General features: G+C 45.8%; 19 protein-coding genes. 9 read left to right on the top strand and 10 right to left on the bottom strand.

All coding sequences use genetic code 11. The features are described 5' to 3' along the window. Positions 1-85: 85 nt before the first annotated feature. Complete coding sequence (locus ACIGBN_RS11285) at positions 86-1,003, bottom strand: ParB/Srx family N-terminal domain-containing protein (RefSeq protein WP_396665488.1); 918 nt, start codon at positions 1,001-1,003, stop codon at positions 86-88. 327 nt (positions 1,004-1,330) lie between these two features. On the opposite strand from ACIGBN_RS11285, the gene ACIGBN_RS11280 reads away from it, so the two are divergent. Together ACIGBN_RS11280 and ACIGBN_RS11275 are read left to right on the top strand one after the other, a co-directional pair. Continuing rightward, complete coding sequence (locus ACIGBN_RS11280) at positions 1,331-2,584, top strand: YeeE/YedE family protein (RefSeq protein WP_396665486.1); 1,254 nt, start codon at positions 1,331-1,333, stop codon at positions 2,582-2,584. Positions 2,585-2,972: 388 nt separating this feature from the next. After that, positions 2,973-5,246 carry an EAL domain-containing protein gene (locus tag ACIGBN_RS11275; RefSeq protein ID WP_396665484.1) on the top strand — a complete coding sequence of 758 codons (2,274 nt, stop codon included), beginning with the start codon at positions 2,973-2,975 and terminating at the stop codon, positions 5,244-5,246. Between the two features lie 55 nt (positions 5,247-5,301). On the opposite strand, the gene ACIGBN_RS11270 is transcribed toward ACIGBN_RS11275, so the two are convergent. The 3 genes from ACIGBN_RS11270 to ACIGBN_RS11260 form a co-directional block, all read right to left on the bottom strand. Then, on the bottom strand, positions 5,302-6,975 hold the full coding sequence (locus ACIGBN_RS11270) for a methyl-accepting chemotaxis protein (RefSeq protein WP_133003724.1): 1,674 nt from the start codon (positions 6,973-6,975) through the stop codon (positions 5,302-5,304). A gap of 303 nt (positions 6,976-7,278) precedes the next feature. Then, a complete protein-coding gene (locus ACIGBN_RS11265; protein ID WP_133003723.1) occupies positions 7,279-7,770 on the bottom strand; it encodes a putative 4-hydroxy-4-methyl-2-oxoglutarate aldolase in 492 nt (163 codons plus the stop codon). A gap of 138 nt (positions 7,771-7,908) precedes the next feature. Beyond that, on the bottom strand, positions 7,909-8,427 hold the full coding sequence (locus tag ACIGBN_RS11260) for a hypothetical protein (protein WP_133003722.1): 519 nt from the start codon (positions 8,425-8,427) through the stop codon (positions 7,909-7,911). 36 nt (positions 8,428-8,463) lie between these two features. On the opposite strand from ACIGBN_RS11260, the gene ACIGBN_RS11255 reads away from it, so the two are divergent. From ACIGBN_RS11255 to ACIGBN_RS11240, 4 genes are all read left to right on the top strand, one after another. After that, a complete protein-coding gene (locus ACIGBN_RS11255; protein WP_341564761.1) occupies positions 8,464-9,621 on the top strand; it encodes a M14-type cytosolic carboxypeptidase in 1,158 nt (385 codons plus the stop codon). Next, entirely contained in the window at positions 9,621-9,968 is a 348-nt protein-coding gene (locus tag ACIGBN_RS11250) for a nucleotide pyrophosphohydrolase (RefSeq protein ID WP_396665481.1), read from the top strand. Before ACIGBN_RS11255 ends, ACIGBN_RS11250 begins: the two co-directional genes overlap by 1 nt. Before the next feature lie 182 nt (positions 9,969-10,150). Further along, on the top strand, positions 10,151-10,723 hold the full coding sequence (gene yeiP, locus ACIGBN_RS11245; RefSeq protein WP_133003719.1) for an elongation factor P-like protein YeiP: 573 nt from the start codon (positions 10,151-10,153) through the stop codon (positions 10,721-10,723). Positions 10,724-10,929: 206 nt separating this feature from the next. Continuing rightward, a complete protein-coding gene (locus ACIGBN_RS11240) occupies positions 10,930-11,484 on the top strand; it encodes a YaeQ family protein (RefSeq protein WP_133003718.1) in 555 nt (184 codons plus the stop codon). 38 nt (positions 11,485-11,522) lie between these two features. On the opposite strand, the gene ACIGBN_RS11235 is transcribed toward ACIGBN_RS11240, so the two are convergent. After that, positions 11,523-12,266: a dienelactone hydrolase family protein gene (locus ACIGBN_RS11235; RefSeq protein ID WP_396665478.1), complete on the bottom strand. Its 744-nt coding sequence runs from the start codon at positions 12,264-12,266 to the stop codon at positions 11,523-11,525. A 155-nt stretch (positions 12,267-12,421) separates the two neighbouring features. Here ACIGBN_RS11235 and ACIGBN_RS11230 point away from each other — a divergent pair, with 155 nt between their 5' ends. Next, entirely contained in the window at positions 12,422-13,525 is a 1,104-nt protein-coding gene (locus tag ACIGBN_RS11230; RefSeq protein WP_396665476.1) for a DUF3524 domain-containing protein, read from the top strand. 33 nt (positions 13,526-13,558) lie between these two features. Here ACIGBN_RS11230 and ACIGBN_RS11225 read toward each other — a convergent pair whose 3' ends face one another. Next, positions 13,559-15,940 carry a YbcC family protein gene (locus tag ACIGBN_RS11225; RefSeq protein WP_396665474.1) on the bottom strand — a complete coding sequence of 794 codons (2,382 nt, stop codon included), beginning with the start codon at positions 15,938-15,940 and terminating at the stop codon, positions 13,559-13,561. A gap of 9 nt (positions 15,941-15,949) precedes the next feature. Beyond that, entirely contained in the window at positions 15,950-17,557 is a 1,608-nt protein-coding gene (locus ACIGBN_RS11220) for an NADH-quinone oxidoreductase subunit L (protein ID WP_396665472.1), read from the bottom strand. 148 nt (positions 17,558-17,705) lie between these two features. Here ACIGBN_RS11220 and ACIGBN_RS11215 point away from each other — a divergent pair, with 148 nt between their 5' ends. Further along, positions 17,706-18,596, top strand: a complete 891-nt coding sequence (locus ACIGBN_RS11215; protein WP_396665470.1) for a LysR family transcriptional regulator — start codon at positions 17,706-17,708, stop codon at positions 18,594-18,596. Positions 18,597-18,723: 127 nt separating this feature from the next. On the opposite strand, the gene ACIGBN_RS11210 is transcribed toward ACIGBN_RS11215, so the two are convergent. The 3 genes from ACIGBN_RS11210 to ACIGBN_RS11200 form a co-directional block, all read right to left on the bottom strand. After that, entirely contained in the window at positions 18,724-19,359 is a 636-nt protein-coding gene (locus ACIGBN_RS11210; protein WP_396665468.1) for an ATP-binding cassette domain-containing protein, read from the bottom strand. A 38-nt stretch (positions 19,360-19,397) separates the two neighbouring features. Then, positions 19,398-21,125, bottom strand: coding sequence for an ABC transporter permease (locus ACIGBN_RS11205; RefSeq protein ID WP_133003711.1), 1,728 nt, complete (start codon positions 21,123-21,125; stop codon positions 19,398-19,400). Positions 21,126-21,219: 94 nt separating this feature from the next. Then, the gene (locus ACIGBN_RS11200; RefSeq protein WP_133003710.1) at positions 21,220-22,419 is read right to left on the bottom strand and encodes an ABC transporter substrate-binding protein; all 1,200 of its coding nucleotides are present in this window, start codon (positions 22,417-22,419) and stop codon (positions 21,220-21,222) included. Positions 22,420-22,605: 186 nt separating this feature from the next. On the opposite strand from ACIGBN_RS11200, the gene ACIGBN_RS11195 reads away from it, so the two are divergent. Then, positions 22,606-23,748, top strand: coding sequence for a succinylglutamate desuccinylase/aspartoacylase family protein (locus ACIGBN_RS11195; protein ID WP_133003709.1), 1,143 nt, complete (start codon positions 22,606-22,608; stop codon positions 23,746-23,748). Positions 23,749-23,756: the final 8 nt, after the last annotated feature.

Here is a 23,756-nt window from a genome sequence, read left to right as displayed (position 1 = left end):
CCCTTGTTCGTATGGGGTGGGGGGCTAAAAACCTTGATCCTTCTTTAGCGGTTGATCAAGGTTTTTAGGGCGCTGATGATTTATCTTATAGGCTGTTTTTATATGCCAGCATATAAGTGACTTTCCCTTTTTTAGCATTAAAGAGTTTGGTCAGGACTTTTTGGTTAAATGACTCAAACTGTCCCATTTCTTTGGCTGTTTTTCCTGAGCCACCAATATTGTCGCTCTTCATATTTAAAAGGTAATGGCTGACGTCTGTGATGGCTTGGCGGTACCCTTTGGCGGAAGTTAAGTCATAACGATTTAGATCAATGCCTTTGCGAACTTCCTTAGACCAATAGAACTCAAGAAAGGGCACGGGATTTTTAGGTTTGTCCCAGCCCACATTACGGGAGTAGTACATCACAGAGCGGTATTTATCATTTTCAAAATTAGCCATGCCCAGAGACGTCGGCAGCTGCTGATAAGTAATAGTGTGCCCTGTGCTGTTTTGTAGCCAAGTATTGCCGTCTTTCACCATGGCTTTCCAAAATGCTGTCATGGTGGGCAATGCACGGTAATCTTTGGCAACAACGACCTTGACCTTAAATTGCTTGCCGCCATTACGCATCTGCCAGAAGGCGTTAAAAGTATGGTGCCCATCGGTAAGATAATATTGGCCATTGGGTGCAATCACTATGGTCTTCATGGCTTGCTTTTCTGTGCCCACGGCCTCATCACATTGAAAGCTGCTAGGAATGTTTGGCATAGAGCCGGTATTAAAATGTGAGACACCTTTTTGGCCATTTGCCTCACAGATTTCATCAAATTGTTTCTTAGGGTCCGCTTGAAATCGTCCTAATTTGTAATAGACCTGATCGTACCCTATAGCAGGTTGAGTTGGGTGCAACTCACCCAGTGTCACAGTGGTAATGCTACCTACTTCTAACTCGTTAGCGTTAACCAAAGAGGAGATGAGTAGAAGTAACGACAAAAATGGCAGCATGAGTGTTTTGGGTATCATGGTGTTTTTCCTTAGTAGCGCGTGAACAGTAGGGTGTTAAAAAAAGCAGTGTATAACCCTTAAGTTACATTTGTGTATCAACATCAGTGACACATAATAAACCGTTAGCGGAACTGGGTGCTGGCAGGGTGTGTTTATACAACATATTGAGTTGGGCATTGGGTCTCTAGAAAGGACTTTTAGCTAAGCCCTTAAAGCAATAACGATATTCCATTATGTTATGAATACTTTCTTGCAGTCGATTACCACTGCTTTAAAATCCACCCCCCTGTATTTTTCTAATGTCTTGATGATTAGACATTTTTTAACCTTAATTTGGAATAATTCATGAATGCTAAAGAACATCTAAGCGGTTTTGTGTTGCTTGGCCTGGTATTGGCCTTGGGTGGCATTGCGCTAGACTCAATGATCTTCTTTCGTTTGGTGATCGGTCTTGGCTTGGGCTATGCATTGACGCGTTCTGCGCTGGGCTTTGCTGGCAGTGTAAACCGTGCTTATCGGGCCGGTTCTACTAAATTAATGCGTGCATTGATGCTGATGTTTGCTGCGACTGCCGTTGCTTCTGTGGCCTTTCTGTATAACCAAGATCCCCATGATATGAACTTGTGGGTAAACCCAATTAACGCCGGTTTGATTGTTGGCGGTTTAATGTTTGGTTTTGGTATGTCGTTTGCGGGCTGTTGCGCTTCTGGAGTATTAACGTATTTCTCAAGCAGTTTGACTCGTCCTGCCTTGGTTTTGTTTAGCTTTGGTATGGGAGTCTTTCTTGGTTTTCCGTTGCAGGCTCAAGAAAACTGGATTCGCGAAAGTTGGATTTCGACGGCGACGTATGAAGGTAAGGGTGTGTATTTACCGGATTTGTTTGCCGGTACACCAATGGATGGCTATCTCGGTGCTATCTTACTGACGGTTTTGTTTGCGGGTATCGTGACTTGGTTTGCTCATCGCTATGAACGTGGTCGTCGTCGCCAAGATACTTTTATTGGAGTGGCGTCTGAGAAAGAACAGTTAGAAAACACACCCCATGATTTGGCCGCGCATCCTTTCTTTAGTCGCGAGACATATCATGCGCTCTTCGTGCGTCGTTGGTCGATGACAACAGGTGTCGCCGTCATTGTGGTGTTGTTTACTCTTATGATGGGCGTGACCGGCGCTGGTTGGGGGGCTTCTACGCCATTTGGTCTTTGGTTTGGTCGCTTATTGATTGTTGTCGGCATGGACCCAATGAACATTGCGGCATTTACGCATCGCCCTGTACAAGCCTTTACTATGCCTTTCTTTAGCCACCCAATTAATGTTCAGAATATCGGTATTATGTTGGGCTCGGTGATTTCATTGTTGCTGGCTGGTCGCTTCTTCAGTGGTATGTCGCGCCTACGATTAGGCGGTCGTGAAGCCGTTATGTTGGTTATTGCCGGTTTGGCAATGGGGCTAGGTACACGTTTTGCGAATGGCTGTAATGTGGGTGCCTTGTATACACCGATTGCCAATTTCTCATTATCTGGTTGGATCTTTCTGGTCGTGATGGTTGCAGGTGGTGTGTTTGGTAATCAGCTAGGTAAGCGCTTAAAGAATGCGTAATCGACAAAATTTGTAAAACACTGTCTGTTTTTTTAAATCATAAGTGTTTGCTAAAGCCGTCTTCTTTTCATGAAAGAGGCGGCTTTTTTATCTGCTATCGACTAGAATATATAGCGTCTTTTGGTGGGTAAAATCATTGTTTTCAAAAGATTAGTTTTACTTGTTCTGGGCAGAGAAATAGCCGTGCTTGATACATGTTTTTATCAAAGAGTTACATAAGTCCTATATTTATAAGCTAGTGTTTTCTTATATTCTCAATATAACAGGCAGTTTTTTGATAGTAGATGTAAAAGCTGAGGCATTTGCGTGATGCAACCACAGAGAGTGCCGTGTTTATTCTAAACGTGTTCTTGTTAGATAAACAAATTCGTCTATAAGGAAATTTTAGATGCATAACGTAACGGGCTATAGCAGTGTAAAAACCGTGTTAATGCCAATTGTAGCGAGCTTAACCGGCTTAATTTTATTTTTTATTTTTTACCCTCCTGCTCCACTATTCAGTACAAAAATAACGATTTCAATTATCGCCGTTGTTTTTGGCAGCAATGTGCTCACCTCTATTTTATTGCATCGATTGTTTAAGAAAAACCTTCAGGTAATGACCAATATTTTCCATTCGATGGACGACGTGGTGGGAGTGAAAGACTACCAAGGTAATTTTGTTTTCTGTAATGAAAAAGTCGCTTATTTATACCAAAGTACCCCAGAACAGATGGTTGGAAAAGACGACTATTTTTTTACTAAAAATAGGGAACAGGCCGATTTCTTCTTAAAAAGTGCTCAAGACATTATGGACCGTTTTGAAAAAGAAGTGGTTTATGAATCGTCAATGGACACGAACACCGGCGAGGTTCGTCATTTTAGTTCAACCAAAATTCCCTTTAAAGACACCCAAAATAATTGCAAGATTGCTATTTTTGCTAAAGACATAACCGATATCGCCCGCCTTAAAGAAGGGGCGGATAGAAACCAAAAACGTCTTGAACATGTACTAGATGTTTCCGAGGAAGGGTTATGGGAATGGAACATTCAAACCAACCAGGTACTGCATAATAAGCGCTGGGAAAACATCATTGGTATTGAGTCGAGCCGAGAAACCTTTATTGAGTTTGAAGCCTGTATTGTGCAGGAAGATAAAGCGAAGGTGGGTCAAGCGCTGGATTTGTTGTTAACCAAAAGCCAACCTTACAATATTGAGTTCCGTATGAAGCGCCCCGACGGAAAAGTCATCTGGGTATGGGACCGTGGTCGAGTGGCTGAGGTGGATGAAAATGGTGATCCGATTTGGTTAGTGGGCATCATTTTAGACATTACGACGGAAAAGTTGAATCAGCAGAAAATTGAACGTCTCGCGTATTACGACAGCTTAACAGGCCTTGTTAACCGAACTCAGTTAGAGGTTGAGCTGGATGAAGTCATTCAGTTAAGTGTGCAAAAAGGCCAATACAGTGCGGTGTTATTTTTAGATCTAGACCGCTTTAAACTCCTAAATGACAGTTATGGTCATCATATGGGGGATAAGTTGTTGACTCTGGTGGCGTCTCGTCTGATTGATAAAGGCTCTAGTGATATGGTTATTTCGCGCTTTGGGGGTGACGAGTTTGTCATTATTTATCCCTTGGTGGATAGCGACGAAGACAAAGCCATTTTCGAAGCACAGCGATACGCAAATGAGCTGATGATCGAGATTTCCAAGACCTTTTTTATCCAAAACGATCACCATGATGTGTCCATAGAATACGATATTTCTGTCAGTGTGGGCGGCATTGTATTCAATGGACAAGACACGACGACGGGCTCATTACTGCAATTGGCAGACCTGGCTTTGTATCGCGCAAAATCCACATCGGTGTCGCAGTCACTGATCTTTGGTATCGATATGAAAGATGAGTTAACCCATTCGAGTCAGCTGCTTAAAGACATTAGGCAGTCTATCGTGGACCAGGATTTTCTGATCTATTTACAGCCGAAACTGAACCGAGATGAAACCTTGATTGGGGCCGAAGCGTTAGTGCGCTGGCAGCACCCTACACGAGGTTTGTTGAACCCTGCGGCCTTTATTGATCAAGCGGAAGAAAGTAACTTTATTGTCAAAATTGGCAAGCAAGTACTGATGCGGGTATGCGAGCAACTGTCTCTTTGGCAGCGCTCTTCAGAGACTCAACATCTGACGATTTCTGTGAATTTAAGTGCAAAGCAAATTTGGCAAAGTCAGTTTGTTGACGACTTTATGTTGACGGTGAATTCTTTTGATATTGATAAGAGTAAGTTGATTGTCGAAGTGACGGAAACTGTGTTGCTGCAAGACATTAAGGACGCCACTGAAAAAATGAACAGGCTGAAGTCTCATGGTATTACGATATCTTTGGATGATTTTGGCACCGGCTACTCGTCATTAAATTATCTGCACCGTTTACCGATTGATGAAATTAAGATAGATCGCTCCTTCATTAATGATTTTGCCGAAGACGAACAGGTGAAGTTAATGGTGAAGTCGATAGTGGATCTTGCCAACAATTTTGGCGTCAATGTGGTGGCAGAAGGCGTTGAAAATATAGAACAGTTTGATTTATTGAAAGAATTCAATGTGGACGTGTATCAAGGTTTCTTTTTTAGCAAGCCGATTTCACTCATAGAGTTCGAACGTTATCTTTTGACCTAATGGGTTAAATAGGAATGAGAGAAGGTGATGTACCTTACTCTCATTCGAGTGGTTACTAGGCGTTGAACTTAGCGGTAATGTTTTTAATCATTTCTGCTTGTTGTTCTAGCTTATTCATTTGCTCCGCTGTTTTGGCAGAGTCACTTCCTATGTTTTCGGCCAGTTCGGCAATGCCAGAAATATTCTTCGCAATGCTGTTGGCGACTTGAGATTGTTCATTGGCAGACGTTGCTACCTGAACGTTCATCAAGGTTAAGTTTTTGATGGAGTCTGTGCTTGAATCAATAATGCCATTGATTTTGGCCATGGATTCCACCACCTTGTTACGCTGCTCAGTTGAACCATACATCTCATCCATGGTTTTAACCGAGCTCGTTTGCAGCTTTTCTAAGATGTCTTTGATTTCGACCGTACTGTGCTGAGTGCGTTGTGCAAGGCCTCTTACTTCGTCGGCAACGACCGCAAAGCCTCGACCTTGTTCGCCCGCTCTTGCGGCCTCAATGGCAGCGTTCAGGGCTAATAGATTGGTTTGTTCAGAAATCCCTTCGATGACGGCCAATGCGCTGTTAATTTCTTCAACATTTGCGCCGACTACTTTAACGGATTGCTCAACATTGGTCAGTACGCGGCTTAGCTCATTCAATTGCTCACTTGAGAATTGAACTTGTTTAACAACCTCTTGAATTTCCATTTCAACATTTTCAGCCGAGTGTTTTGTGTTTTCTGCGATGTCGGCAATTTGAATGGAGTTAGACGCCATTTCTTCCACGGCGGTGGCGACCATGTTGGTTTCGTCAATCTGTTTGGCTGAGACTTGCTCACGTTGAGTGCGTTGTTGATTGGCCATCATCGAAATGGTGTGCAATTCTTCGCTGGAATGCTTAAGTGTTTTGATGTCTGTGGCCATGGAGCTCAAAAAGGTATTAAAGTCATTGGCGATGTCGTTCAAAATATCGATCGAGCTGCTGGGCAGTGCTTTTGTTAAATCACCTTGTCCTGAGGCGAGTCCTTTAACGGATGCGCCTAAGGTGAAAAGAGGGGTTAAAATACTGCGTGAAGAGAATAAAACACAGAAAATGACCACGACAAAGACCGCCGCTAACACCAATAGGGCGCTGATTAAACTGTTGTCTTTAATGTTATTAATAGAAGATTGAATGCCAGAGATGATCTTGTCTGTGCTGTCGATGTAAAAACCGGACCCGACGACGATATCCCATTTCGAAATATACACCGCGTAACCAAATTTCTCAGACGCCTCTTTTGCGCCAGGCTTAGGGAAATAGAAAGTACTAAAGCCATCGCCTTTCACTGCAGAATTGACAATGTCTTGGATAAAATATTGGCCTTTTTTGTCTTTGGCATTCCAAAAATTACCGCCTAGTGGCGCGCCAGCGCCGTGCATAACGCGTACGCCGCTGGTGTCGTAGGCATACAGGTAGCCTTGTCCATTATCAAACTTTACCTTGTTTAGGGCGTTTAAGGCGTCTTGCATGCCTTCTTTTCCAGGCTTGTTTATATCATCTTGTACGATACTGAGCGCGGTGTTTAATACCGACTCTAAACGGGTTTTCTCGATGTCTAAAGTGGATTTTTCGGTTAGATCAGACACGTCATTCGTAATAGATTGCAGCGTGCTCATCTGAATAACAGCACTGACGATAGCGATGGCAAAAAAGGGCAGAAAGGCGAGTAAATAAATACGGAATTTCAAAGATTTTAACATCATATTATTTTATATGTTCCTTAATGGGATATTACGATGGCACTATAATCTAAAGTTGAGTAAACGCAAACAATAGGGCGTCGTATAAGACAATGACGTCAGTGTTATAAACGCAGGGACCATATTAGCGTTTAGACGTTGGTCATGATGAAATAGTTAAATATAGTGTGACTAAAATCAATTGCGAAGGGCGTTTATTTGCGACAAGCCTGTTATAAATCAACAGGTTCTGTTTTGCTGGCGGGTTTTGAATGGTAGAAGAAAGGCATACGATATGCTTTGACGAATGCCTTATTTAGAGTGTGTTTAGTTTTTTGGCATGGCCAGAGGTTGCTTAGCGACGGCAATCCCATTAAGGTCGCAATAGATTTGGTCACCTGGTTGCACCGTGATACCCGCAAATTTAAGGGTTTTACCCACTTCGCCTAAACCGCGCTTTTCTGTCGGCATCGGGTGTGCGTTAAGAGCGTGAATACCGAGATTGACCTGAGATTGAGCGGCCACATCACGGATCGCGCCATATATGACAATGCCTTCCCAGCCGTTATTGGCGGCTTTTTCTGCCAACATGTCACCCAACAAGGCGCGGCGTACGCTGCCACCACCATCGACGACTAATACTTTTCCTTTTCCTGGCGTGCCGACAAGCTCGCGCACACGGCTGTTGTCTTCAAAGCAAGACACAGTGACAACTTCGCCATTGAAGTGGCTTTTTTTGCCGTAGGATTTGAAAACAGGATCGGCGATCTGAAGGTGCTCAGGATAGAGATCGCATAAATCTGGGAGAATGTCTTTCACAAGAACTCCATTTAGAATCAGAAAAGTCAGGTTAAATAAAAACGTACTCTTTCTGACTCTAAATAGGAAAGCTTATCAACACCAGTTTCTTGTGCTTATAGTCATCATTTTACAGCGCTATAAAAGTGTCAATATTATTTACTCTGCACTTTGCTCTGGAATATCTGCCGCGTCGATCAAGCCATATTCAACGGCAATTTGCAGCAGTTGAATGATGATTTCATCAGGCGGTAATAAATGCAGTGGTGTGGTTTGGCCTTGTTCAGCCAGAGCGTCCGTTAGAGACACGTCGCGTTCTTCGAACCAAGAATGAATACTGTGGATTTCAAAGCTTGGGTCTAAACCTTTCGTGTCATAGGTCGCTTCAACCAAGGTATTGAGTTCGTCAGGGTCGAGACCGTAAATAACGTCAGTATCGAATTCGTTCGTCCATTCTGCCAGAATATCACTGGCTTCAAAGCCAAATTCATACAGTTGGTTTTCATCGAGATCCAGAGCGTTTTGCTCGACAGTGTGGTTTTCTAGCCACTCATCATCAGGAATCACCAACACTTCTTTTACTTGGGCCTCAGGGGTCGACCAGGTGAATAAAAGAGGAAAAGCGGGCTCGTCAGATGAATTGGCGACAGCCGTCATGAATATAGGTAAACTTGCCATAAATAGAACCAATGTTTGATTTTTAAGGAATAAAGAATGACCAGCCGAATCAAGATCAGTAGTGCGTTTGATGGCGGTAACATCTCCGTTATTGAAGCCTCGGAGCCGGACAATATTAGAGTAAAGATCCCTAATGATACAAACTCTAAATTTCTTCAATGGTTTTATTTTCGCTTACAAGGCGGTATGGGCGAAAGTTGCGTGATTCAATTTGAGAACGCCAATGACGCCGCTTACCCAGATGGCTGGGTCGATTACCAAGCCGTTGCCTCTTATGACAGAGAATATTGGTTCCGTGTGCCAACGGAATACGTAGATGGGAAGCTGGTGATTAATCATCAGCCTGAGCAAGACAGCGTCTATTATGCGTACTTTGCACCGTACAGCTACGAGCGTCATTTAGACATGATGGCGTGGGCGGCGAGCAATGAAGACTGTATTACGCACCATCTAGGTGAAACCGCCGAAGGGCGCGATATCACCATGTTGGAAATCAGCAAAACCCAAGGTCTGGCGAAAAATATTTGGATTACCGCGCGCCAACACCCAGGTGAAACCATGGCAGAATGGTTCATTGAGGGCTTGTTAGAGCGTTTATTTGATGAGTCTCATCCTGTGTCGCGAGCCTTGCTCGAAAAGTGTCGCTTCTATGTGGTGCCGAACATGAACCCAGACGGCGCAGTGCATGGTAATTTGCGCGTGAACTCAAAAGGCGTGAACTTGAATCGTGAGTGGAAAAAACCGACGAAAGAGTTCAGTCCAGAAGTGTTGGCAGTGCAAACTAAGATGGCCGAAACGGGCGTCGACATGTTTTTAGACATTCACGGTGACGAAGCCTTACCAGTGAATTTCGTCGATGGTTGCCAAGGCGTGCCGTCGTTTGATGCGCGTATGGAATCGATGGAAACACTGTTCAAAGACATGTTTTTGGCGGTTAGCCCAGATTTTCAAACGGAGATTGGTTACGAGCCAGATCAGTTTGGCGAGGCCAATTTAACGGTGGCGACAAAGTGGGTTGGTGAAACCTATCGCTGTTTAGCGCTTACCCTTGAAATGCCTTTTAAAGACAACCAAAACCTGCCTGACGAAATGGTGGGTTGGTCGCCTGAACGTGCCAAAATATTAGGCGCTGATGTGCTTTATCCTGTGTATCACGTGCTGAATAGCAAGTACATGCAGGTTGATAGTGAATAATGGATTCTCTTGAAACGCTGAAAGTCGCTATGCGTGAATTCGCCAAGGAGCGAGAGTGGGATCAGTTCCACTCTCCTAAAAACCTTTCTATGGCATTGGCTGGTGAAACGGCCGAGTTGTTGGATTGTTTTCGTTGGTTGACCGAAGAGGCGTCTTATCAATTGGACGCGGCACAATCCCAAGCGGTCAAAGAAGAGCTGGCAGACGTACTGCTCTTTACTGTGTGTTTGGCGGACAAACTGAATATTGATTTAATGGCGGCGGCAGAGCAGAAAATTGAGAAAAACGCGCGTCATTACCCAGTAGACAAAGTCAAAGGCAGTGCGAAAAAATACAATCAGTATTAGCGCATACGCTGAGCCAAGAAGGCAAATTATTGCTAGCAGTATTTGATCAACTGGATTAGCATCAGCGGCGAAAAATATCGTTTCAAAAGGCGATTGATGGGCACTGTAATAGGTGATGAACATGGTGCCAAAAAGGATAAAACCTTACCTATTTAATAACATGACAGTTTAGGACGTAGAAAATGCCAAAGGCTAGTGAAATCAAAAAAAATATGGCCATCGAATACGACGGCAAAACGTACATTGTACGAGACATTGAACGTTCTGTACCACAAGGCCGCGCAGGTGGCAGCTTGTACCGCATGCGTATGTACGATGTTGTGACGGATCGCAAAGTGGATGAAACATTTAAAGATTCTGAAATGTTGAATCTGGCTGATTTGGTGCGTCGCCCAGTGATGTTTTCTTACGCCGACGGCGAAGAATACGTTTTCATGGACAACGAAGATTACACACCTTATAGCTTGAACAAATCGTCAATCGAAGAAGAATTGCTGTTCATCAATGAAGCCACTGCGGGCATTCAAATTGTCTTGGTTGATGATGCGCCTGTTGCCTTGGAATTGCCGACCAACGTTGAGCTAGAAGTCATCGAAACCGACCCTTCTATCAAGGGCGCGTCTGCTACGTCTCGAAACAAGCCTGCGAAGCTAGCGACGGGTGCGATTATTCAAGTGCCTGAGCATATTTCGACTGGTGATAAGATCAAGGTAAACGTGGAAGAACGCAAATTTGCAGGGCGCGCTGAGAAATAACAGCCGCTTTGGAATAACAGATCGATTCTGATAAAACGCAGCCTAGGCTGCGTTTTTTTATGGCAGACTATTGGCGTAAAGCGCGTTTTATTTCTCAGCGCAGGTGGCTTTTCCTGTACAATTCGCGCATCGTATTTTCTGTGTGTTTCTTCTTATCCAGATGAACGCAGCTTCCACCACTTTTACGCAGTAAGTGATTTAACAACATGGCGACTAAAGCAACCGTATACAAAGCTTCTTTACAAGTGTCCGATATGGACCGCAATCATTACCAAAGTTACGATTTAACCCTAGCACTTCATCCATCAGAAACAGAAGAGCGGATGATGGTGCGCTTGGCCGCATTTGCCTTATTAGCCGATGAAAAAGAAGGCACTGAACAGCTGAGCTTCACGAAAGGCATTAGCACCGAAGATGAGCCAGATTTATGGCAAAAGAACTTTTCCGACGAAGTGTTGATCTGGGTTGAGTTAGGCCAGCCAGACGAAAAACGTTTGCGCAAAGCCTGCGGTCGTGGTCAGCAAGTGATCGTGGTTAACTATAACGATAAGTCTGATATTTGGTGGGAACAAAACAAAGGCAAGACGAGCCGCTTTAATAATCTGCGCATTTTAAAATTCGCAGAATCAGAAGTGCAAAAATTGTCCGCGTTATGCGCTCGCTCTATGCAGCTGAATGTAACCATTCAAGACAGTGAAATGTGGGTGTCTAGTGAACGTGGCGAATGCAGTTTAACCCCAATTTGGCGAGGCGAGCATTAAGCTCACCTCAACCACTTTATACTTGAAACCTTAAAAGATTACGCCTTGTGCAGTGTCTTTTGAAACAGCGCCACGGCTTTTGTATAGCACTCTAAGGCAAGAGCCGGGTCGTATCTATCCCCTTCGTCGCGCATAAACGCGTGCTGACCATTGACTTCATACCAAGTAAAATTTCGATCTGTATCAAGCAATTTCTGATAGATTTTCTGGCGACCTTGCGTAGGCACATGAGGGTCTTGTTTGCCCCATACCATGGTTAACTCGCCTTGGATCTCTTGCGTGCGGGTAAAAGAATCGTTGCCTTCATCGCAAGGGATAGTATTCGAATGGATGTCTGTTGCATACAAACAGAAACTGGCTTGGATGCGAGGGTTGAGCGCCGCACGATAAGCTAGGTGTCCACCTAAACACACACCCATGGAGCCAAACTGCCCTGTGCAGTATTCCTGTTGAGTAAAGTAATCCAACATGGCGACAGTGTCCGTGTCGTGGGCTTCTAATGTCTTGGTAAACTTGTCCTCGTTGCCTTTGTCTTTCCCTTCGTCGTCGTAACCCAACACGGTGCCAATCGGGTTTAACTCATGAAACACCTCAGGTACGACAACCACAAAGCCATGGCCAGCCATAATGGCGGCAGAGCGGGCAATGGGGGCAGTTTGTTGGAAAATCTCAGAATAGAAGAAAATACAAGGAAAGCGACCGTCGGCTTGGGGGCGATACACGGTGCAACGCATGGTGCCTGTCGGCGTGTTAAGATCCTGATCGTGTTTTTGAATAATCATGGTTTACCTAATGTCAGTGTCTAATTAAAAGAAAAAGAGCGTAACAACAAGGATGACAAATCCGTTATAACGGACATGATATTCGACCCAACAACGATGAGCCAGTATCAACCAAGAAATAGGAAGGGGTTGGTCTTAATGAGTAAGAGGATTTTGTGCGAATTTTATTGATTAGTGCTTACGAAGCAAGCAGCCATAAAGCGTGGGCCGACGCATTGATGAGCAACCTGCCGGAGCATGATTGGACCTATATGGCATTGCCGCCGCGGCATTTTGCTTGGCGTATTCGAGGCAACGCCATGAGCTTTGCGTTTGACCCTAAGTTCAAACCCTTGTTAGAAAAGCCTTATGATTTGATCATGGCCACGTCGATGACAGATTGCGTGGGATTAAAAGCCTTTTGCCCTGATCTACAAAATATCCCTTGGTTACTGTATTTTCACGAAAATCAATTTGCCTACCCAGCGAGTGATAAACAGCAAGGCTTAGTCGAAATGCAAATGGTGACTTTGTACAGCGCGTTGGCGGCGGATCAATGCGTGTTTAACAGTCAATTTAATAAAGACTCTTTTTTCTCTGGTGCGCGGGCCCTGCTTAAGAAACTGCCGGATTATGTGTCGCCAGATTGGCTCAGTGTGAGCGAAGAAAAAGCCTGCGTGGTGCCGGTTCCAGTTTCTGTCCCCACTTTAATGACAAAGCCTCACATCGATAAGCGAGCAGGGCAGGCGCCGATGCGCTTAGTCTGGTCGGCCAGATGGGAATACGACAAAGGGCCAGATCGTCTGCTCGCCATTCTTCAGGAATTAAGCGCTCGTCATGTGCCGTTTGAAATCGCCATCTTAGGTGAGCAGTTTCGTTCGATCCCCAAAGAGTTTGAGCAAATTAAGCAGGCATTTTCAGCACAAATCAGCCAATTTGGATTCGCTAAAAACAGACAAGACTACCTTGATTGTTTAGCGTCTGCTGACATTGTCTTATCCACTGCCTTGCATGAATTTCAAGGCTTGGCCGTACTAGAAGCCGTCGCCCTTGGCTGTGTCCCAGTGCTACCAAACCGGCAAGTGTACCCAGAGTTATTTGGCGATGAGTTTTTATATCACAGTGACCTGCATGACCCAGAAAAAGAAGCTCAGAGTGCGGTTGATCTGATGATAAAACTGGCCACAGAGAGCGCCGAAGCACCCTCTGTTGCACCGTTTGAGTTGTCTGCACTCTTACCATTGTACGCAGCTCAGATTCGGCAAAGCGCAGGCAGGTAGTGCTTTGAATATTAGTGCTTTAAATATTAATGGTTAGGCCTGCCATTCTTGCTGATAAAAGCGTTCAATGGTGTCGTCTTGCCAGCTAAATAGATAAAGCCAATTATTGTCGATCAGGTGTCTGACGGTGTCGTGTTTGGCGACTATGTCTGCGATGGCGTGCTTTGGTGCTGCGATATAGACCGCCAGTCTAACCGGTGTGTGCATCCAGTTTTTACCGTCGCTGATCGATTGCAAGGGGAGTCCAATGCGCAAATCCCCGCCGTTGCCTTCAAAAACGCCAATATTGCCGCCTACTGCATTGTGCAGCACTTTATTACCGCTACCGAACTTAAAGTGGTCGGTCACCGATAAGTTGTATTGCATATTGATCCAGTGGGCCACGAGCATTGGCGCGGTTAACAGGCGCTCTAAAATGCCAAAATCAGAATCGGTTTGATAATCGTAATCGTGTAAAAAACTGCGACCCTTTAAGTTGAGCTGACGAGTTTGTTGGCGTGGTGCGATGATAAAGGCATGGTTGTTGGTCAATCCCCATTCTGGGTTGACTTGAGACCAATCGTTCGCGCGTTTTATAAATGCTTTATGGCGTTGCTTGTCCGATACATTGAGTAGGGAGGCATCGAGTTTCTTCGCTCGTTCTTTTTGTGCGCCGTACATGGCTTGTTCTAACCAATGGCTTTGTTGAGGCGTGGTTTGGTGGTCAAAGCAGGTGAGCTGATCCGTGGTGGTATTGTGCAGAGCCGCGACAAATGTTGTGTGCTGAGGGATCTTGATGCCCATGGTGTGTAAGCATGAGCGAACTTCTGCGTCGTTTAATAATCTGCTCAGTACTTTGACATTCACTTCACCGCTTTGCCCACCGCAGGCGCCGCACTCTAATCCAGCCGCATGCAGGTTGTTACTGGTATGGCTGCCATGACCAACCAAAAGCACGGTTTCTGCATAGTGTTTTATCCCCATGGAGTCTAATACACCTTTTGCGAGCTTGGCTTTATCTTGTGTCGTTAATGGTTCGCCATTTTGGGTTATGTTCCACTGGGTGTTGGGCGCTAGTCTTGCCGCAGGGTTCGTTTGGCGCTTTGAAAACAGCGTTTGCTTGAACATTTTAAAGGCATACCACCAACCCATAGATTCGACCATTGAGAAAGTGGCCGGTGCAGAATGCCCCCAACGTTGCCAGCGGGCTTGTTGTTGCTCTTTTTGAGCGTGCTCAATATTAGTTTCGCATTCGCTTACTGTGATCGATGGCGATAATAAACCGGGTAACTGAGGCCTTGAGAAGGCGCTGTCTTTGGCTTTGTATTCGATGGGTAACCCAAAAAAGCCTGCAAACCCAAAGGTTTGTATGGCGTCATCTTGTTTCTCTAAAGCGCGTCTGATGACTTCGGAGCGAACATCGATGCAGAACACCGCCTGCAATACTGGCGGGCGTTGTTTTGTTAAGGGATAGGATTGGGAGGTGAGCAGTGTATTGAGCTGTTTTTGCTCTGCGTACTCTAAGGCCAAAGCCCAGATTTTTGCGCTCAGCAAGGCCTCTTTATGCTTGGCAATATGTTGTTCTATTGTCTGTTTTTGTTTTTCCCACGCTTGTTTAATGGCGCTTGCCTGAGGGTTCTCTTGGGAGGTTAAGTAACGCCAGATGACCAGTTCCCACGCCATCTTAATCGCCAGCAACGACATTAAATGATCTTCTTGGTCGTTAGGGTTTTGCCAATGCAGATAAGCGAGATAACTGCTCCAGCCGTTAATGTCTAACAGTAAAGCATGGGCGTAGTAGGGCAAGGAGGCGTCATCCAGTGCCAATTCTTCGATGGCCAGCGCAAAGAGTTGATCCGTATTGTTTGGCAACGCGTTGAACAGATGAATTAGCTTAGGCTCATCAAGAACAATACTCAATCCCTTGTCTTGCGTGGTAATGGTGAGCCAATGGGGGTATAGGTGTGTTTGATCATTACTGCTCATTTGTCTGAGTGTTGGGCTCACTTGCTGGTAATGATCGGCACAAAACTGACTCACTTGATGCGTGATTTCATCGTGCCATGACATTTTCGTCGCCGGCCTTTCTTGGTCAGCTAAGTCGGCGATGTTTTGCCATGGCGTCAGTGTTGGGGTTGGCTTAGAAAGCATTTCGATGAGCGATTCTGGTAATGCATCCACCGCATAATGTTGCGCGGCTTTGGTGAGCGACGCTTGATCAATGCGCCCCTGTTTAAACCAAGCGACATAGGTTTCTATCGGCAAATGGGCTTTGATCCCTGCGATGGCGGATAACTCAGCCGCCACAGTATCAAACGGCTTATCAATCAATGACCATAATGGATTAACGGCTATGAGTTTATCGAGAGGCCAGCTCGGGGCGATTTTTTTAGTGGCGGTCACTAATAGGCTTTTTTGCTGATTGTTCATAGTCATGCTAATTCCCTAAAAATGCTCAGGTAAGCTGAGGTCAGAAAACGACGTTGAGTGCTGTTCTTTGGCTCTTGCTGGTAAGTGAACGGGCCAGATTTTTAGCGCTGCACGGGTGACCCACTCGTCTAGGTACAAGCCCGCGAAAAGCGTCATAGAAAGGCGGCGTACGAATGGCCAATGAACTTGGTAGTGCAACAGAAGGTGGGTCGCAAAGAGCAATGTAAATAAGCTCATTGCCCAGATGTCAGGGTAAAAAAATGCGCGAACTTGACCGGTTTCAGGAGGCAAGGCAAACCAGATGGCACTCTTTAATGAGGCATAAATAAGCGTTAGCGCTGCGCCGGTAATTAAGGTCGTTAACCATGATGCAGGGTGCTCAGAAGTGCGCCACTGAATAATCAAAATACTCAGTGCCAAGGCGAATAGCCACCAGGTGCTGAAGGCTGTTTCAAAATGAAAGGCAAAGCGTACTGCTACGACACAAGCGGTGGCGATGGTGAGCGCTAAAAACCACTCTTTTAGCTTGGGTAAAGAAGGTGTCTTCGCGCTGTGTTTTGTCGGTGCTGAGAGAGCCAACCGCAAATAATCGTTTACCGCATTGCCTGAGTTAAGGAAGGAATAGGCCTTGTAAAAAGAGTGAGCAAGCAAGTGCAACAGCACTAACTCATAAAGGCCGAGGGCAAATTCCAACAACATTAACCCCATTTGCGCGCTGGTTGACCACGCTAGGCGAACTTTAACGCTGATGCGCGTGGTCATCACCAAGCTGCTGGCAAGCGTGGACAGGCCCGCCACAATGAGTAATAGCCAAATGGCAGACAAGCTTTGGGACACAAGCGGGGTAAAGAGCAGCAACATATAGCCGCCTAAATTGATCACCCCAGCATGAAGCAAAGCACTGACGGGGGTAGGGGATTCGACCACTTGAATGAGCCAGCCATGAAAAGGCAATTGGGCACATTTAATTAAGGCGGCAAAAGCAATCAAACAGGCGGCCAGTTGGTCTTGCCACGACAGCGCTTGCCCCATGCTCTCTTGCTGTGTCAAAGACGAAAGAATGCCGTTTATGTAGAAACTTTGGTGTTGTTGGTAAAGGAGCATAAACGCAATGAACAGCGTCAGTTCGGCGATCCGCGCTAAGATGAATTTTTTATGAGCCGCTAAAATCGCACGAGGTCGATCAGGGAAAAAAGTCAGTAAGTTGTGCAGCGAGAGACTAATGCACAGCCAGCCAAGCCAAAACAGCATAAGGTGGTTAGACATCACCGTCAGAGCCACAGAAGCAAGGGTAAACATAAGCCACCGGTAATAGCGGGCGCGATTGGCTTGTCCATTCATATACTGGCGTGAAAAGCGCAACAGTACCCAGCTCATCACCACGATCAGCGCCAGCATAATCTGGCTAAGTACAGTGTGATGAAGAAGCGCATGGTCTTGCTTTGGTGTGGTTAAAAAGTAATGCACCCCTAGGTTTAAGCCATAAAGAAAGAGCAAGCCTCGACTTAACCAAACGGCTTTTTGTGGCACCGAGGTCGATTTTTCTCGACAGCCAAACCATCCGCACAGCACCAGCGCGAGAGGAATAAGAACAGGTAAAAAACTCCAAGTGACCACAGGCACGTTTTTGTCTCCACATTCGGGTTAGATAAGATGGGGGCGATTATGGGGATTTTATTGCTATAATAAAAACACATATATTTTATGTAATCGTTCTGTTTTAGTTATGTTTCTGTTGATTGTACTTTGTGTTTTAAAAGGGTCACTGTTCATGGGTCGATTAAACTACCACCACTTATATTACTTCTGGCGAGTGTCAAAAAATCGCAGTTTGACAGAAGCCGCAGACGAGCTGCATGTCTCTCAGTCCGCCTTGTCCGCTCAAATTAAACAGCTTGAAAGCAGCCTCAATGTGTCGCTTTTTTTACGACAAGGTCGAAAATTAGTGTTAACCGATGTGGGGCGAAGGGTGCTGGCTTACGCGCAAGACATCTTTAATACTGGGGAGGAGTTGGAAAATTTTCTTCAAAAAGACAGCGCTTACCAAATGCAGCACATTACCTTAGGGGTGCAAAGTAACCTGTCTAGAAACTTCATTGAAAGTTTTATCGAACCTTTATTAGCAAGCAAGAATATCAATTTTTCATTGTCTTCTCGGGGCATGACGGATTTACTTAATGGGCTTGTGAACCACGAAATCGACTTGGCTTTGACAAATCGGGCGATTCTGAGTGAAGGCCAAGATACGATCTGGCAAAACCAGCTGGTGGCCAGACAACCGGTGGCTATCATTGGGCCTTATGGGGACAAACCGGCCGCTGCATTTCCGGAAGGTTATCAGGATAAAAAATGGGTCGTTCCGGGTAAAAACGCAGACATCCGTTCGGCGTTTGAATCTTTCTGTGCGGTGCATCAATATCAACCCGACATCAAAGCAGAAGTGGACGATATGGCCATGTTGCGATTGCTGGCACGCGACAGCGGCTATTTATCTGTGTTGCCTCCTGTGGTCGTAAAAGACGAAATTGAATCTAAGGTGTTGGAGGATTACGGCAGTATTCCACAAGCCTTTGAAAGTTTTTACGCGATTACGGTGCCGAGAAAGTTTGCGGCGCAAAATGTCTTAGATCTGATTAAAACGGCGATTAATAAATACGCATAGACGATAGATTACACTTGCCTGTGTTTTCTTTGGGATGGACATTAATTTCATAGTAAGGCTTTCCATCTCATCTGGACGATCTTGATCGTGTCGTCGCAGATGAGATGGTGGGTTCGGCGTGAGTGGCTTATTCTGCGGCCACTAAATCAACGCATTTTCCTTCCATGGCCTTGGCGTCTTCTGCGTCATGGGTGACCAGTAAGGCTGGAATGTTTGCTTTGCGTATTTCCGCAAGCACAAAGGCTCGGACTTCGCGGCGCAGTGCAGGATCTAGTTTGCTAAAGGGTTCATCTAACAATAGGAAACCCGGTTCAGACAGCAAGGTGCGTTGCAAGGCCACACGGGCTTGTTGGCCGCCGGATAATTGCTCTGGCGTGGCATTGGCTTTGTCCTTGATGCCGACTCTTTCTAACGCTTGATAGGCGCGCTCCAAGCGGTCACACTTTTTTACTTTCGCTGGAATGGCAAAACTAAGGTTTTCCAAAATACTCATATGAGGAAACAGCAGCGGTGTTTGCTGAAGCAAGCCGACGCGTCGTTCCTGCGCGGTTTTGTTATGAATGGCGACGTCGTTTAAAAACACCTCACCTTGGGCATTTAAGCCTGATGAGAGAGTGCCGCTTAAGAAATTCAATAAACTGGATTTGCCTATGCCGCTGGGGCCCATCAGGGAGACGACTTGGCCATCGTCAATCTGCACATTGAGCTCTTTGATCAATGTTTTATGGGCCAAAGACAATGAAAAATTTTTAATAATAAGCACGTTTGCTCCTGCTTGTGATAACCATGAGTGGTCTGCTCTTAAGAATTAGTAGGAATTTGTTTGTAGCATTTCTTTACGCGCAAATAGATGGCCAAGCGCCATTTGGTCCAGCGTGGCGGCAATGCGTGGGCAAGCCAAAAAACAAACACAGGGAAAAACGCTTGCAGCAGCGCCATGCTGCCAACTTGTTTTCTGTCGCCAGAAGCGGCTTGTGCCACGGCTTCTGTGGTGAGTGTGCCATAGCGGCCTTCACCGGCAATAAGGGTCGGTAAATATTGCGCGATACTAACGGAAAAACCGATGGCAAAGGCGGTCAGCAAGGCAGGTTTAAGCATGGCCAGTTTGATAAAAAAGTAATTGAACCAGGGGCGATTGTTTAAGCGATTGGCTTGCATTAGGTAATCTTCTTGGTACGCCAAATAAGGCCCTTTTAACGACAAATAAACGTAAGGCAAAACATACATTAAATGGAGTGCAATGATCGCTGTTAGGGTGCCATTGAGGTTGATCTGAATCAGCAGTACGTGCAGGCCAAACAAAAAGCCAATTTGTGGAAGCAAAATGGGCACATAGATAAGCCAATCAAAAGGGTGGTTTTTGGTCTGTTTGGTTAAGCGCTTTGTCTCTAGCATGAGTGCGCTCATCAGGCAGGCAATGAGGGTGGCGACCAGAGCGATGATCAGCGTATTACTAGACAGCTCCAGTAACACTGGGTATGCGCGTTCTATGTTGCTCAGGGTCCAACTGGACGGCAATACATCAGGAAAGCGCCAGCGTCGGGTGAGTGACCAAATGGGTAAAATGATTAATGAAATAAACGCGCTTGATAAAGTAATTAGACCCAGAACAACGCCCAGACGTAAAAAATAATCGGTGAGGCCTGCGCGTTTACCATTGCTGCGTTCGGCTTTAGTAAGTCGCGTAAACAGGCAGTGGGCGAGTTCCCAGCCAAGCATCACCAGCGCAATGATAATCACAAGGGCAATGGCGCCAGCACTGGCAATAAAACGCGTCGATAAGGCAGGATCGTTAAACCAATGAAATAGGGTCACCGCCAGAGTCGATGGTGTATTAGGGCCGATAACAATCGCCAGATCGACGACGGTTAAGCTAAACGCAATGACGATAAAAATCGGCATGCGAATAATAGGGTAAAGCTGCGGTATTAATACTTTACGCCAAATGGTCAGGCGTTTATAACCAAGCGTTTGGCAGACCTCAAGGCTTTTTCTGGCGTCAATGGCGTGCAAACTGGCGAGCATAATAAAGAGCAAATACGGCATTTCTTTCATCACCAACGCGAAGATCAATGACACGCCATAAGGGTCTTGCACGGTAATCCAATTTGGCGGGCGGTCAAAGCCTGTTAACCAAGGGCTAAACAGTCGCATAAGCCAACCAGATGGGCTGAGTAGAAACAACAAACCAATGGCAATAGCAGCATGTGGAATGGCAAGAATGGGGGCGAGCAGCTTTTCAATTTTCTCGAAGAAGGCCCGTTGGTAGCCCCATGCCAGCAAAGACAAGGCTATCCACAGGGCAATAATGGGGGCAATAATGCCGGTGATCAGTGTCAGTTTTAGACTGGTGTAAAACTCATTGTTTTGAAACAGTTGCTCCCACGAGGTAAGGGAAAAGTGATATTCCCCTAACGGAGGGAAGTAGTGAAACGCTGGCAGTAGTGTGCCGACCAGTCCAACAAGGACTGGGATGGCGAGAAATAAGGCAACCAACCAGGTGATAAATCGTACGCTTTTTAATGGCATGAAGGACTAACGGCTCTATTTTAAAAACAGCACAGTGGGCAATAACGCACTGTGCGGGTAGGTCTTCTGTTTAGTGTGTTTTTGACTTATAGCGTTATTGCGCATAACGCTTAAGCCATTCTTTTTCTAATGCTTTTACCCAGCTCGTGTGGGGTTCAGGCAAGGTCTTACCTAACTCAGCAATGCTTAATGTGGCGATTCCGCGAGGGATAGCGTCGAATTTTTTCTGATCAGCGGCCGCAAGTCGATCGTAAGACAATACGCTGAGGTCTCCCCAAACGGTCGGAATCTGCTTCTGAATCTGTGCTTCTGGTGACAGCATAAAGTTTGCGACGACTTCGGCGCCGGCCTTGGCGCTGCTGTTATAAGGAATGGCAAGGAAGTGCGTGTTGCCAATGGTGCCATTGGTAAAGACATAAGAGCGCACGGTATCGGGTAAATTGCCCTGCTGAATGGCCACGGACGCAGAAGAAATATCAAAGCTGAGGGCAACATCAATTTCTTGATCGTCTAATAAACGTATCATTTGCGTAGAATCGCTTGGGAAGGTTTCACCGTGACGCCAAGCCACTTTATTCAGTTTGTCTAAATACGCCCATAAAGGCGCCGTTACCGCTTGAAAGTCGACGCTGTCGACGGGTTTAGACAGTGCGCTTTTGTCCGTTGTGAGTTCGTATAAGGCCTGTTTTAAAAAAGTAGCACCAAGGAACTGAGGTGGCGCAGGGTAGGTAATTCGGCCAGGATGTTGTTGCGCATAAGCAAGCAGTTCAGGCATGGATTTAGGGGGCGTTTTCAAGGTGGCGGTATCGTACATGAAAATAACTTGCGCCATGCCCCAAGGGGATTCCATGCCGTCCACTGGGGTGCCAAAGTCATGGGTGATGCTTTGACGAGCGTGCTCATTTACGTACTTTTTGTAGTTCGGTAATTGGGTGCTGAACGGGCCATAAAGCAATTGATTGTCTTTCATGGCGCGAAAATTTTCACCGTTTAACCAGATCAGGTCGATTGAGCCATTGTCGTTTTTACCGGCGGCTTTTTCCGCCAGCACACGGTTCACTGCATCGGCGGTGTCGGTCAGTTTTACTTGTTTTAGGGTAACGCCGTATTGCTCTTTGATGCGTTTTGCCGACCAGCGAATATACTCGTTCACATTGTCAGCACCACCCCATGCGTTGAAGTAAACGGTCTGGCCTTTGGCTTCTTGTAATGTGTCTTGCCAATCGGCTTTTGCTTGGATGCTGGTGAATAATAAAGCACCACTGATCGATGCAGCGATCAAAGATTTGAGCATTCCTTTCCCCTTAAATAGTGGTTGAGGTGACTATGATGCCTGTTAGACGTATTAGTTCGACTATTTATTACAGTCGTTTTTAATACTGAGAAGGTTTTTATTAAAAATTTGTTTTAGCGTACCATGTTGCCTGCTCTGATGCCTGTTCAATGTGGGCGTGTGTATCACCGAACTATACGAGTTATTATGCCATATCAAATTTATTCCCATACTTTGCCGAGTGCGACGCTGGGCACTCAGCGCATCATCAAAGCGCATCATTTCGGGGAGCAAGGCGCGCGACCTAAAGTGTATTTACAAGCCGGGCTTCATGCCGATGAATGGCCGGGTTTTTTGGTCCTCAATAGTTTAATCAAACTGCTTAAAGAAGCCGATGAAAAGGGCTTAATTCAGGGGGAGATTATTATTGTCCCGGTGGCCAATCCGATTGGTTTGGCGCAAAACTTTCATGGTTACATTCCAGGTCGTTTCGCGTTCTCGGACGGTGGCGGTAATTTCAACCGCAATTGGCCTCAACTCGGCGAAAAAGTAAAAAAACGTCTCCACGGTGAAGTCAGTTCAGATGGCCAAGAAAATGTCAGTTTAGTGCGCTCGATAATAGCGCAAGAGCTGGCTGAACTGCCTGAAAATACCGAACTGCAAGGCATGAAGAAAACTTTGTTGGCCTTGTCGATGGACGCCGACGAAATATTGGATCTGCATTGTTCAGGTGAAGCCAGTATGCATGCGTACGTGGCACAAGAGTTTGAAGAGCATTTCAGGCCTTTGTTGGCGTTATTGGGTGCCAAAGTCGGCTTGTCTGAATTGGAGACAGGGGCAGCGTCCTTTGATGAAACCAATGTCAGTGTGTGGCGAACGCTTAAATCTGACTATGCCCATTTGATTCCTTGGGGCAGTCGCTCGTTAACGGTGGAATTGCGTGGTGAGAATGACATTTGTGATGAATACGCGGCGCACGATGCGAAGGCCTTGTTTGACTATTTAATATTACGCAATGTGATCGCAGGAGACACCCCTGAGATTGATGACAGCAAGGTAGTGTATTACCCATTGGATGCAATGGATTTGGTAAAAGCCCCCTGTGCTGGCATTGTTTGTTACCGCAAAAATATTGGTGAGTCGGTGGAAGCAGGTGAAGTCATTGGTGAGGTGGTGGACTTAATGGACGACGATGTTGATGCGTCTCGTTACCCGTTGGTGGCGCGAGCGAATGGGGTGTTTTTTGCTCGCGTGCAGCGCCGTTTGGTGGTCCGTGGTGAATCGATCGCGAAAATTGCCGGCCGTGAACATCTGGCTTTTCGAGAGATCGGTAATTTATTTGAAGACTAGGCTACATT

Source organism: Marinomonas sp. NPDC078689 (genome assembly GCF_044542435.1).
Classification (GTDB): Bacteria; Pseudomonadota; Gammaproteobacteria; order Pseudomonadales; family Marinomonadaceae; genus Marinomonas; species Marinomonas arenicola.
Note: the sequence above shows the minus strand (reverse complement) of the source record. Positions and strands in the feature narration are given on the sequence as shown.

What these genes read in the sequence shown, in the direction of transcription:
- ACIGBN_RS11285 (WP_396665488.1), bottom strand. Translation starts at nt 1,003, where the DNA reads ATGATACCCAAAACACTCATGCTGCCATTTTTGTCGTTACTTCTACTC.
- ACIGBN_RS11280 (WP_396665486.1), top strand. Translation starts at nt 1,331, where the DNA reads ATGAATGCTAAAGAACATCTAAGCGGTTTTGTGTTGCTTGGCCTGGTA.
- ACIGBN_RS11275 (WP_396665484.1), top strand. Translation starts at nt 2,973, where the DNA reads ATGCATAACGTAACGGGCTATAGCAGTGTAAAAACCGTGTTAATGCCA.
- ACIGBN_RS11270 (WP_133003724.1), bottom strand. Translation starts at nt 6,975, where the DNA reads ATGATGTTAAAATCTTTGAAATTCCGTATTTATTTACTCGCCTTTCTG.
- ACIGBN_RS11260 (WP_133003722.1), bottom strand. Translation starts at nt 8,427, where the DNA reads ATGGCAAGTTTACCTATATTCATGACGGCTGTCGCCAATTCATCTGAC.
- ACIGBN_RS11255 (WP_341564761.1), top strand. Translation starts at nt 8,464, where the DNA reads ATGACCAGCCGAATCAAGATCAGTAGTGCGTTTGATGGCGGTAACATC.
- ACIGBN_RS11250 (WP_396665481.1), top strand. Translation starts at nt 9,621, where the DNA reads ATGGATTCTCTTGAAACGCTGAAAGTCGCTATGCGTGAATTCGCCAAG.
- yeiP (WP_133003719.1), top strand. Translation starts at nt 10,151, where the DNA reads ATGCCAAAGGCTAGTGAAATCAAAAAAAATATGGCCATCGAATACGAC.
- ACIGBN_RS11240 (WP_133003718.1), top strand. Translation starts at nt 10,930, where the DNA reads ATGGCGACTAAAGCAACCGTATACAAAGCTTCTTTACAAGTGTCCGAT.
- ACIGBN_RS11235 (WP_396665478.1), bottom strand. Translation starts at nt 12,266, where the DNA reads ATGATTATTCAAAAACACGATCAGGATCTTAACACGCCGACAGGCACC.
- ACIGBN_RS11225 (WP_396665474.1), bottom strand. Translation starts at nt 15,940, where the DNA reads ATGACTATGAACAATCAGCAAAAAAGCCTATTAGTGACCGCCACTAAA.
- ACIGBN_RS11215 (WP_396665470.1), top strand. Translation starts at nt 17,706, where the DNA reads ATGGGTCGATTAAACTACCACCACTTATATTACTTCTGGCGAGTGTCA.
- ACIGBN_RS11205 (WP_133003711.1), bottom strand. Translation starts at nt 21,125, where the DNA reads ATGCCATTAAAAAGCGTACGATTTATCACCTGGTTGGTTGCCTTATTT.
- ACIGBN_RS11200 (WP_133003710.1), bottom strand. Translation starts at nt 22,419, where the DNA reads ATGCTCAAATCTTTGATCGCTGCATCGATCAGTGGTGCTTTATTATTC.
- ACIGBN_RS11195 (WP_133003709.1), top strand. Translation starts at nt 22,606, where the DNA reads ATGCCATATCAAATTTATTCCCATACTTTGCCGAGTGCGACGCTGGGC.